This is a genomic window from Zooshikella ganghwensis DSM 15267 (assembly GCF_000428585.1).
In the GTDB taxonomy this organism is placed as follows: domain Bacteria; phylum Pseudomonadota; class Gammaproteobacteria; order Pseudomonadales; family Zooshikellaceae; genus Zooshikella; species Zooshikella ganghwensis.
Genome location: NZ_AUAF01000139.1, coordinates 1 through 11679, shown reverse-complemented (window position 1 = coordinate 11679; position 11679 = coordinate 1). Strand labels below are relative to the sequence as shown.

General features: G+C 40.8%; 7 protein-coding genes and 1 pseudogene. 4 read left to right on the top strand and 4 right to left on the bottom strand.

Translation table 11 applies throughout. The features are described 5' to 3' along the window. Window positions 1-186 (bottom strand): transposase (locus tag F607_RS0120940; RefSeq protein WP_027709062.1); only part of this gene is annotated, 186 nt, incomplete at its 3' end. Between the two features lie 1892 nt (window positions 187-2078). Between F607_RS0120940 and F607_RS33115 the strand changes: the two genes are divergently transcribed. Next, complete coding sequence (locus F607_RS33115; protein ID WP_157365554.1) at window positions 2079-5843, top strand: RIFT barrel domain-containing protein; 3765 nt, start codon at window positions 2079-2081, stop codon at window positions 5841-5843. A gap of 124 nt (window positions 5844-5967) precedes the next feature. On the opposite strand, the gene F607_RS0120930 is transcribed toward F607_RS33115, so the two are convergent. After that, window positions 5968-6963, bottom strand: coding sequence for a ribonuclease Z (locus tag F607_RS0120930; RefSeq protein ID WP_051311704.1), 996 nt, complete (start codon window positions 6961-6963; stop codon window positions 5968-5970). 121 nt (window positions 6964-7084) lie between these two features. Here F607_RS0120930 and F607_RS0120925 point away from each other — a divergent pair, with 121 nt between their 5' ends. Together F607_RS0120925 and F607_RS0120920 are read left to right on the top strand one after the other, a co-directional pair. Next, on the top strand, window positions 7085-7699 hold the full coding sequence (locus F607_RS0120925; RefSeq protein WP_027709637.1) for an alpha-ketoglutarate-dependent dioxygenase AlkB family protein: 615 nt from the start codon (window positions 7085-7087) through the stop codon (window positions 7697-7699). A gap of 121 nt (window positions 7700-7820) precedes the next feature. Further along, on the top strand, window positions 7821-8156 hold the full coding sequence (locus F607_RS0120920; RefSeq protein ID WP_027709636.1) for a hypothetical protein: 336 nt from the start codon (window positions 7821-7823) through the stop codon (window positions 8154-8156). A 93-nt stretch (window positions 8157-8249) separates the two neighbouring features. Here F607_RS0120920 and F607_RS0120915 read toward each other — a convergent pair whose 3' ends face one another. Together F607_RS0120915 and F607_RS0120910 are read right to left on the bottom strand one after the other, a co-directional pair. Further along, window positions 8250-10565 carry an immune inhibitor A domain-containing protein gene (locus tag F607_RS0120915; RefSeq protein WP_211233686.1) on the bottom strand — a complete coding sequence of 772 codons (2316 nt, stop codon included), beginning with the start codon at window positions 10563-10565 and terminating at the stop codon, window positions 8250-8252. 564 nt (window positions 10566-11129) lie between these two features. Continuing rightward, on the bottom strand, window positions 11130-11381 hold the full coding sequence (locus tag F607_RS0120910; RefSeq protein WP_027709634.1) for a hypothetical protein: 252 nt from the start codon (window positions 11379-11381) through the stop codon (window positions 11130-11132). 116 nt (window positions 11382-11497) lie between these two features. On the opposite strand from F607_RS0120910, the pseudogene F607_RS30905 reads away from it, so the two are divergent. Continuing rightward, window positions 11498-11679, top strand: a pseudogene (locus F607_RS30905) (IS982 family transposase); the annotation flags it as partial.

Sequence of the window (11679 nt, the reverse complement as noted above, 5' to 3'; positions counted from 1 at the left end):
GTCATCAAATCCCCGATGACACGCTAGGCAGCGATAACGTTTTCGGGCAATTTGCTTTTGATGATTACCATTGCCTTCTACTTGTTGAGACTGGCAGTGAGGGCAGCTGACGCCATCAGGCCAACGTCTCTGACGAATAAACTGGTAGCATTGCTCATCATTTACCAGTTGTTTGATATTGATCATTCTTTGCTTATTACTGACTTAATTTACCCAAATAGACGTGCATAATACATCTTTGGTTGTATTATATGCTACCCCCTAGGAATCCATATAGAGCCAGTAGTTTTTAGGTGTATGTTGTTTTTTGTGGCTTTTAAGAAATTGCGATACAGTGTGATTAGGTATTACTTTATTTTATTATTTATATAAATTGATGTCTTCATGGCGTGGCTAGGGCAATTGCAGATAATTTTACTTTCTAAAAAGCACTTTATTTTAAGTGCTTTTTACCAAGGATTGCATGACGCTCATCAAACACTCCATAAATCCTTATCTGAAGATTTGGTTGTTGTATCCCCTTACAGGTTATACATCGAAATGTTCTGATTATTGATCCCCAAAACGAATAGTTTTTAGTGGGCCTAGCTTGGCCTGTTAAGACTCGTGATAGCAATAGTCACGGTTTTAAAAACTGCTAAGTAGGGCACTTTAGCGATGAAGTCTCTTAATAAGTGACTGAGATTTAAAATTCTGACAGCAGGCTCCACTAATGTCTCTGAAGCTCACCAGGAAAGCTTAGCAGTCCCGTTAGGGTAAGCGTGCGAATAAAAATGAGAAGGGTATATCACTGTTATCAACAGGTTATACTTGACCAGGCAGTTATTTATCATGTTTTTTTTGAAAATATAGAAAATATTTAATGAAACTGCGTTTAAAGAGAAATAATTTTGAATCTTTATTGATGATTAACACGAGTTGGTAGTTTTATGACATTTTGAATGAACTTGATACCTTTTGGACACTCAACCTACTTAGTTATATTTGAATATAATACTTTAAACTTGACGTTTTTATGTAAATAAAAAATCAGTTTGAGTTGGTTTGTATTATATTGTAACAAGTAGAGTAAATGATAGTTGAGTTCTATGGTTGGAATTTATAAGTGGGTAGAATGAGTTTTTGAGCTATTCTTTTTCATAAATAACAAGCAGCAGTACTACGATTGATGCCATTTTACTCAACTGTAGAGGGTAAGGCCAGGTAGTTAAATAAACCTGCTATATACTTCTTTTTTAGAGGGATTTTAAATGAACTCACGGATAGCTTGACAGGTCAGCAAAAAGTAATTTGTGAACTAGGCAGTTAGTGTAGTGTAAACTTTTTCAATTATTTTTATTTGGTGTTTAACGATATTGAAATGACTAAACTGAGAGCATAAGCAACGTTTTGTTTAGTCAATTTGTTTACGATTAGCACGACTAAAACCTTGGTAAAGTAAAACTGTGCAAAGAGAATTTTGCGTACTCCTCGCTGAGGATATTACCAATGCTCATGATAGCGACAACTATTCCTTGGGGAATGTATTGTACAGAAGGCTAAATTAAGGGAAATAATTATCTTACCAGGTTACTAAGGGATTAAATGGTGATAGTGGCGGAGAGATCAGCTGAATATGTTGAATCTGTTTAAAGCATACTAGCTAACAAGTCATCTTTGCTCTGTAAACCACTCAGTTAGAAAGAGAGCTTCGATTGAGAAAGAGTTTTAGGGAAGAATGTAAACAAGGTATGTGGTGGTGATACATTGATCAATACTTAAGTGATGCCATTTCTGCAGCTGCGTTTTGCAATGGTATTGAATAAGTATTATTTGTTAACGGCAGTAGGACCTGTGCTGTTTTTTCTTGAGCCATTTTTGTCCGACACAGGATGAGGAAAGGAATATATTTACGAAAAGTTATTGTTTTGTCGACTTTTGTGAATGATCAAGCAAAATCCATTAATAATTGTTAACTGGTTCGCTATTTTGGGTTGTGATTGCTCGTAAAATAGGCGTTTTTATCGTATACCTGAGCGGTCGATCATGGGTTATTCATCAACTGGTTAAGCAAGACTGAAGCGCGGGATTCTTTTTTTATGAGATATTTTTCATATAACGTACTAATAGCGTGTGTTGTAGGTGCTAGTGCCTCAATGCAAGCTGCTCCAAACATAGCATCGACGTCAAAGTCAACCTTACCTGGTACTTTTTTCTTTAGTCAGGCCAAAGCAGATACCTCGTTGACGAACAGTCAACATATTACTGATGTGGCAATGATTCATGAAAAGTCTTCAACAGCAGCTGAAGACTATGTGACATTTGGTCATGTATTTAAAGTTGGTGATGTTCCGCAAGGTAAAACTGTGCTGCTGGTTGATAGCACAGGCAAGTCGATTGCGACCCAGGTTGATAAAAAAGCAACGTATCAGGATGGCTCTTTAAAACACGCGATTATTTCTGCCAAAGTTAATATCCCGTCAGCTAAACAACAAACCCTTCGCTTATTTACCATTGATGAGACTGGATCGACAACAGGGCTCAATAGAACTCAGCTAGCTGCGCTTGACCTTGATTTTACGCTTAAACTGACAGTCGGTGGAAATGTTTATACATCTAAACTCGCTGATGTTATTGAATCTGGAGAGTTAAAGCGTCAATGGTTAGAAGGAGGAATAGCAAACGAGTTTATTTTTACTGCACCACTTAAAGTTGGAGGTGTTGAACACCCATTGCTTCATGCACGATTCTATGTAAGAACTTATGGAAAGCGTGAAAAAGCTCGCGTCACAGTCGTTGTTGAAAATAGCTACTCTTATGTTGCAAATCCCAGTAATGTGACATACGACGTTGAACTGATTGCAAACGGCCAATCAGTCTATCAGAAATCTAATGTCACTCATTATCATCATGCCCGCTGGAAAAAAGATGTTTTATTGCAAGGCCAAGCGTTAACTCATGTTGTATTTAATCGTAACTACTTAATGAATAGTAAGGCTTTTCCTTTGTATCAGCCTGATCTAAATGTTGCTAGTGGATTAATTACGAATTTATACAGTGACTACCAAGCAAAGAATGATTTAATGAAGGTAGGAACTGTAGAGCCAATTATGCCAATGGCTGGGGGGCGATATGATATTGGACCTATGCCAGCTTGGTCTGCAGCTTATCTGCTGTCACAGGATAAGCGCCTGAAGACGGTTACTGAAGGTAATGCCAATTTAGCTGGAAGCTGGTCTGTTCATTACCGCGATAAAAAAACGGGGTATATGCTGCGTATAGATGATTGGCCCTATGCTGGGCTGTGGGGAAATGATTTTGACCACCATAATCCAAAGACTGATCGCAGTGAAGCCTTTCCTGCATGTAAGCAGTGCCAATCGCCTTATAAACCTGATAGTGCTCATCAGCCCTCTTTAGCCTATTTACCCTATGTTGTAACAGGGGATTACTACTTACTGGAAGAATTACAGTTCTGGGCAAACTATAACTTAATTAATATGCACCCCTATTATCGTCGTAAAGAGGAAGGTATTTTGCGGCGAGGACAGGTAAGAGGCGAGGCCTGGTCACTAAGAGCATTAGGTGAAGCTGCCTTTATTACGCCTGATAATCATCCAATGAAGTACTATTTTTCCAAGCTAATGAATAATAACTTGGAGTATTTATACAATTTGTATGTCGCGCGAAAAGAAGCAGATCGTGATAGCGATGAAGTTAAAAAGCGCCTTGGTTATGATCCAGGAGAGCTGATCGACAGGTTTGGTGTCAGAACGGGTGAGTATGCCGTTGTTTATAAGAATAAAACTGCATTATCACCATGGATGGATGATTTTCATGCATGGTCAATTGGCTTTCTGAAAGACTTAGGCTTTGCAAAAGCAAGTGAAGTTATGGATAAGCGTGCAAAATTCAGTGTGGGGAGAATGATTGATCCAGGATACTGTTGGATTTTTGCTAGCTTACAACAAGGAATTCGTGTCTTAGAGCCAAACAACAAAGCAAAAGTTTTGGATTCATTTGCTCAAGCTTTTAACAAAACCACGTCTATTAGCTTGAATAGTACACCCTGTGATTCGCAAAGAATTCTTCCATTAGCTGAGTCCTTTTCTGCTGCAGAAGACCAAATCCCCTTACAGTTAAATCCTGGTCAAATGCTTGGGTACGCAGCTTCTCCCGAGGGCTTCCCGGCAAATATGCAGATTGCTCTAGCAGCAGCTACTGACTCAAATTATCCAAGTGCAAGTCAAGCATGGAGTAAGTTTGAGCAACGATCTTATAAGCCTGATTATAGTATTGAGCCTCAGTTTGCTGTGGTACCACGCTCAATGTATGCACCTTCTTCTGATAAGCAGGTCTCGCTAGAGGGTGAGTACGGAGCTGGAGCATCAGGGAATGAAGTGGTTGCTGCAAATCAGCCTGGTCCATTAACGGGTACGTTGCCGCCACGTTATCCTGAACCACCGGAGCCGCCAACTGTACCTGGTACCCCATCTGATCCTGGTGATACAACTGATACAGGTTCTCCTAATAACCCAGGAACGCCCTCAGATCCAGGTACACCTTCAACACCGAGTGATCCTAATACACCGGATACAGGAGATTCTGGCTCTGATGACGATGATGGTGTAATTATTGTTGATAATGGCAGTCCAGAGGAACCTCAAACACCAGGGTCTGGCTCTGAACCAAATACTCCTACAGATGATACGCCTGAGACACCAACTACACATAAATCCCTTGAGGCATTTATAGAGGAGTTGCAACCTGGCCAATGGCTTGAAGCAAAAGGCAATAACACATTAAGTGATGCCTTCCCTTCTTATCACAGTGCCTGGGGATCTTTAGGGCCTGCAGGTGTGCTTGGTGCCTGGTCTGGAGGTGCTGTTGGTGATAACAAGTTAATTATCTGGGGGGGAGGGAAAACGGACTATGGTGGTAACGAAGTTTATCAAATGGACTTTGATACTCTCAGTTGGTCTCGGTTGACTGATCCTAGTGAATATTACCTAGATAATTATGGTGGGTGTATAACTGCTGAAGGAAAACCTGCTCTTGCTTGTATTACTAAAGATGGGACTCCAACATCGGCACACTCTTATGATGGTGTAGAGTATCTGCCAAATGTTCAACGTTTCTGGATGGGTAATGGAACACGGTATGGTGCTGGCTATACCACTGAGAAAAACTATTGGTTTGACAGTGATAATACTAAGTGGGAGCAGAAGTCGTCTTTTACCATTAAAGGTGAATTTAGCTCTGCCTATGATTCTTCAACGGGTTACTTATTAGTTGCCAATGGTTATAAGCTGATTGCCTATGATCCAAAAGCAGATAAAGTAACTCATCAGTCGCCAGTAGGACCAAACTATGGTGGTGCTTCACCTGGTGTTTATGATCCTAAACGTAAGCTGTTTATTCAGCTGTTGAATCATAGCCTGGCCATTTATGATCTGAGTGAAGTAGACTGGCAAGATCCTAAAGCATCTATACCTGAAATGATGATTCAGCCTATCAAGCTGAAAGGAAAACAGTCTGCTTATTATGATAATGGCCAAGGTATGTTGAGCTATGAAGCGCCAACACTTCGCCATTATGGTATCGACTATGACAGTAAACGTGATGTGTTTGTGTTATGGGATGGTCACAATAATGTATTGATTCTTGATCCTAGTGACTGGTCAATACAAGAGTTCCAGCCCCAAGCATTAAGTAAAGCACCAAGCGCACTGGCTAGTTGGGGTGGTCGAAGGGACAGAGGCATTTACGGACGTTGGCGCTATTTACCAGACTACGACTGTTTTATTGGATTTAATAAAGAAGATGAAGGGGTATGGCTGTTCCGCTTACCCAATGAACTCTAGCGATAAGTTACAAAGATGCGAACAAAAAGGCTGCGTTATGCAGCCTTTTTTAGTTTTGGATTTCACTCTTTATTGAAATGAAAAGTGAAGTCCGAAAAAGCAGATAAAAAGTGGTCTTTTTAGTCTACTTATGTGCCGTATAAGAGGGGAGGTGTTGCGTTAATTTTCCCTCCCGATCTAAGTGAAGCTGGACAAAGTCATTTGCTAAAAACAGCTGGCCTGAAAAATGTTGCCGAGCTTCATCAACCACACTCTGTAAAGTGTGTTGTTGATCCATAAATCGAGCACTGAAGTGAGTTAACACCAAATTGGGTAATCGAGCCTTTTCAGCTATTTGGGCTATGCCACTGGCGGTTGAGTGACTAACATGTCCTTGAATAGCTGCACGCATCTCTTCTGTCATAGTTGCTTCATGTACTAATAAATCACAATCAACTAACGATGTCTTGAGGCATTCCGGCTTGTCATTGTCGCCACCAATAACAAACTGCCGTGGTTTGGGGGGAGCAGCAATGTAATGATTGCCACTTACCTGCCGACCATCATCTAAGGTAACTGTTTTACCTTGCTGGAGTTGCTGGTAAATAGGCCCTGGTGGAATACCATCTGCTTTGGCTTTAGCAACATCAAATCGTCCAGGTCGTGGTGCTTCCGTAAAGCGATAAGCGAAACTAGGAATTGAGTGGGAAAGTTCGACAGGTTTTACACTAAAGCCAGAAAAATCCCAGTGCTGCGTTTGCCAGTTTTCAGTTGAGAACTCTATGAGCTGCAATGGATAGCTTAAATTGAGCTCTGTAAGCTCGATAATAGTTTCAACAAGGCGTTTGGTTCCTGGTGGTCCAATAACGGTAAGCGTTTGCTCTCCACCGCTTCCCTGTAAGGAGCGGCTGGCAAGTATACCAGGTAGACCATAGCAGTGATCACCATGAAGGTGGGTTAAGAAAATAGTGTTTAAGCGGCTTAGGGTTAACTCACTTTGCATAAGTTGATGCTGGGTTCCTTCACCACAGTCGATCAAGACCCAGTTTCGTTGTTGAGGAAAGCGAATGCCTAAAGCGGTAACATTTCGTTTGGGGGTGGGTACACCTGCCGCTGTACCTAAAAAATGAAATTCAATCATAATAGTCGTTCTTATAAATAACAGCGGCTTGGATTTTACTCTGACTATCTCTTTAGTAAATATATACCTTCGGTATAATTTTTGTTGTGCCTTTTAGTTGATCATGTAATTAATGATGCTTATGGTGGCTGCGACGTTTCAGTGGTTATTGATGCAAGATGGTGAGGTAGGCTACCTTCCCGAACTATTTAGCTTATCTGAGCAGCAAGCTTATCTTCTGTATTTCCTGAATAATGTGGATTGGCAGGCGGAAACGCTGACACTTTTTGGCAGGCAAGTTGTTGTTCCTCGAAAGGTAGCTTGGTATGGCGACCCAGAAGCGATTTATTCCTACAGTGGTCTACAGCATCAACCTTTGCCTTGGACAACACAACTCACAGCCATCAAGCAAAGAGTCGAAAGGGTATGTGGTCAGCATTTTAACAGTGTACTGCTGAATTTATACAGGAATGGATCAGACTATATGGGATGGCATAGTGATGATGAGCTTGAGTTGGGGGATCAGCCAGTTATAGCCTCAGTGAGTTTTGGTGCAAGCCGTGATTTTCATCTTCGCCATAAACAGTATAAGAAAAACAAGCTGCCAGTGGTTAAGCAGACCCTTACCAGTGGTAGCTGTTTATTAATGCAAGGTACTACACAACATAACTGGCAGCATAGTGTACCCAAGCGAAGCCTCAGGACTGTGAATGAGCCACGCGTAAATTTGACGTTTAGATGGGTTAATTCAACCTGAGTAGAACAAAGCCAAAAGATAATAGTGAATGCTTTATTGCTTTAGTAGTTTGGCGGTTAATTTTTTGTTATCAATAACTAGGTTGTTATTGTTAAGTAATTTAAAGAATGAATAAAGAGTAATGAGTCAGCTTTTAAAAACGCCACCTCGACCAGAAAAGTGTCAACTGTGTGATCGGCCTGAGCAGTTAACAAAATACCATTTAATTCCACGTACATACCACAGCCGTCGTCAATTTAGAAAACTATTTACTAAAGGTGATATGGTTACTCGTATTTTGTGGGTGTGTACACCTTGCCATAAAAATTTACATGCGACAATCTCAGAGAAAACCCTTGGTTTAGAGTATAACTCTTTGGAAAAGCTGTTAAATAATGTCGAAATTGCGAGATTTGTTGCCTGGATTAAAGATAAGCCGGTTGGGTTTAAACTCAAGGTAAATAGAAAGGCCAAATAAAAAAGTTCTACCTTTAGTCACGAATGTCACTAAAGGTAGAAGTATACAAGTAGATAAAAGCGTTTCGTTTAACTTATTAGCGTATTGCTATGTTTATTGGGTAGAACCCCACAGGTTATCATCAAAGCGCCGTAACATAACACGACCTACTGTTTGGTCTTCACTTTGGCCTGTCACTTCAAATGTTAAACCCAGTTCAGGGAGTTTTTTTCCTGCATCAGGAATCGTGTCGTTAATATAACGTAACCGGTCAAAGAAGACAGGGTCGCTGTATCGAGCCTGATCAGTGATGATTTTTCCTTTACGCTCAATATTAAGTGATGACTGCAGGTTATAACCAAATGCGGCATCTTTTAACTGGTAACGTGTTTCTGCCACAGTGCCATCCTTCCAGTGAACAACAGACTGGTCCTGGTCAACAACCCCTAAGAAGCCTTCACCAGGATGGACGCCAACCCAGTTATCTGTATGGCTATGGTCGACGTACCATATGACTAAGCCTGGATCAAAGCTCATGAGACCTTTGCCGCGATTAATATGAGCTAACCCTATATCTATTCCATCATGGTTGCGCCACTCAAGCAGGTAGTAGTTTTTCGCTAAAAGGTAACCTGGGTCTTTTCTAAATCCAGCCATTTCAAATGAGGAACTATCTCCTTCTACATCATCTTTTAAAACGATAACATTTCCATCTACAACTTGAATATCATCTATAAACCAGCCTGGTCGACTTACGCCACCGTCAGTCATGTAGTTAAAGGTGAGAGTTACGGTCTGTCCGGCAAACTGACTTAGGTCAAACTCAGCATCAATCCAGCCACCTGAGCTTCCTGTTACGCCAATACCAAAACCAATACCATTTGGATCAAAGTCAACGGTGATATTACCCGCGATTGGTTTGCCATCAACAAGCACCCGTGCATAGTCATAACCTTCTTCAATTTCGTACCAGGTTTTGAAGATTAGCTTGGGCTGATTGGTTTTGGTCAGTGGTAGTGAAACAGTCATGGTGTTATTTAAGTTATCACCACGATCACTGTAGTAGGCATAATGTCCACTTGCTGGGGCCGTAATATGGATGCGTTTATCTGGAAGGTTAATCCGTAGGTAATCGTTGTGGGTACCTTTACTACTTGCCTGGTCCAGGAAGAACGTCATACCCCATGGAGTAATAGTATCTACGTCAATTGATGTACCTTTTAACCAATTACCACCAATATTGGCTTGCAGAAACTCTCTCGCGTATGGGCTAAAGCCTGTGGGTTCTGTACCAGGAATTAATCCTGCCCAACTACCACTGGACATGACTGACCAATACGACACAGGCTCACCTTTACCTGAGTATTCTGTATCATATTCATCAGGAAGACCTAAGTCGTGACCATATTCATGGGAGGTTACCCCCGCAGCTGCGTCGATTGGTTGAATGGTGTAATCATAAGCAGCCATTTTCCCTTGGTAACGGTCAGAGCTATTGTTGTTTGAGCCAGGAATGACAAAAACGTCACCTAGATCCCAGCGGTGTGACCAGATAGCATCCTCACCTAAATCACCACCACCGGCTTCCTCTCCAACACTGGCATGGAAAATCATCAAGTGATCAATGACACCATCAGGTTCACGGTAGTTACCATCATTGTCATAATCATAACGATCTTCTTGGTCAAACCAGGACAGATCAATTTCTTTTGCAGCGGCTTCCAGAGCCTCTCGTACTAATTCACGAGCACCTTGAGAGTTCGCGTTAGCACCATAATAACGAGCACTCTTGCTAGCCGTATACCAGCCAACTACTTTACCATTCACGGCATAACTGCTACCGGACTGAGCTTTGTAAAACTGACGCATCGATAGTAGGTTTTCACCATCAGGTCCTTCGTAGCCAGTTGGTGAAAAGAGGAGGTCTTGATAATGCTGGCGATGATAGTCTTCATAATACATGTCGGTGGACTCTTGCGTCACTGTATTATGCAAGTAATCAGGAAAGTCGACGAGTATTGCCAGAATACGATCAGTGGTGACACTGCCATTATAAGTTTCAGGCTTAAGCGGTGTGAGTTGGTCAGTAAAAATACGATCGTTAAGGTTATTTTTACTAGAAGAAAAATTTTTAGCTCGTTGTTTTTGCGCCTCTGAACGTTTATTGGCTAGATCAGCCCACTCTCCAGGAGGTAAGCTATTAAACTGAGCTTTTTTATTGGCGAGGTACTTTGATAATGCCTGTTTTTCCTCTTGTGTCGTGGCAGTAGCTGAAAGTTTGCCGGATTTTTTCAGCATGTTAATGAGTTTTTCGTTATCAGCTAGTGGTAAATCAAAAGGGTGTGAGTGGTGAACACATTTACCAACAGCCAAGGAGCTAAACAGAAAAGAACCTGCTAGCAGAGAGGTCATTACTCGCTTTTGAAACACGTTAAAACTCTCCCGGTTTTTATTATTAGTGTGAGCACAAAGTATTTTCCTTAACGCTAAAGACAAATAGCAGAACAGATTTCATGTACCCTTCGTGAATCATTTTTAGGGTTTATTGTCAGTGTAATGACCTGTCCTAAAAAAACTTCATGTTGGGTATATCATCGTGTTTTGTGGTGACTTGCTTTAGCCATTTTTGAGACATTAGAGTGGCTAGTTACAAACATAATCAACCTATCTACTAACTACATTATTTAGCTTAATAAGGAAGATTTGGAGCTTGGCTTGTTTATCCTTTTTATTCTGACCACTTATTGAGAGTATTTCCTTTTGGGAGTATAGGAGACGATATTACTGTTACCGCCGTTCTTTCCCTTTGTTAAGGGGTAAGCACTATAAATGAAACCAAAATAAATGATCCTTTTGTATTGTATTGCCAAATACTATTTTCAAATGGAAAACAAGCCCTTCTTCTAAGCGTTTGTTATAACAAAAATATTATCTTGGAGACAAGAGTCGTAAGGTTTTTTTTTGGGATATGCAGTTATCTTAATTTAGTATGACTTAAGGTTCATTTTTTTGGGGTGGTTTCTTTTTAGAATCCTTAAAAGGTTTTCTGCGCTGCTTGATATAGTCTTTTACTGCTTGCTCTGTTTCTTTTTCTGTTGCTGTCATAGGAAGTTTTCCGGACTTTTTAAGCATCTCTGCTATTTTATCAAAATTTTCGACTGGTACGTCAGCTTGAGTTGTTGTGCTAACCACTGTGAGTAAGACTAGGAAAAAAGTAGGTTTTAGCAGAAAGGTTAAACACTTCATTGGAAACTCCCTTATGATGCTATCAATATAACGCGATGCTCGACTTTTATTAGTTTGAAATGACAACCCCTGACCCCAACCTTTGTTTTGCCGAAACAAATTCAAAGGGACAGGGGATGTCAGTAGAAGAGTTTATCATAGCAGTTTATTGCTGGGTTGATGATACCTTTAATGATTTACTTAAAGGCCAGCGATTACGTGAACGAGGGACTATGCCTTCCCTTTCTGATCCTGAAGTGATTGCAATGGAGCTCATCGGCGAGTTTTTTGGGCTAGATGAAGATACACATATCTGGCG

Excerpts from the sequence above, each read along its gene's own strand:
- F607_RS33115 (WP_157365554.1), top strand. The coding sequence starts at position 2,079 with ATGAGATATTTTTCATATAACGTACTAATAGCGTGTGTTGTAGGTGCT.
- F607_RS0120925 (WP_027709637.1), top strand. The coding sequence starts at position 7,085 with ATGGTGGCTGCGACGTTTCAGTGGTTATTGATGCAAGATGGTGAGGTA.
- F607_RS0120910 (WP_027709634.1), bottom strand. The coding sequence starts at position 11,381 with ATGAAGTGTTTAACCTTTCTGCTAAAACCTACTTTTTTCCTAGTCTTA.
- F607_RS0120930 (WP_051311704.1), bottom strand. The coding sequence starts at position 6,963 with ATGATTGAATTTCATTTTTTAGGTACAGCGGCAGGTGTACCCACCCCC.
- F607_RS0120920 (WP_027709636.1), top strand. The coding sequence starts at position 7,821 with ATGAGTCAGCTTTTAAAAACGCCACCTCGACCAGAAAAGTGTCAACTG.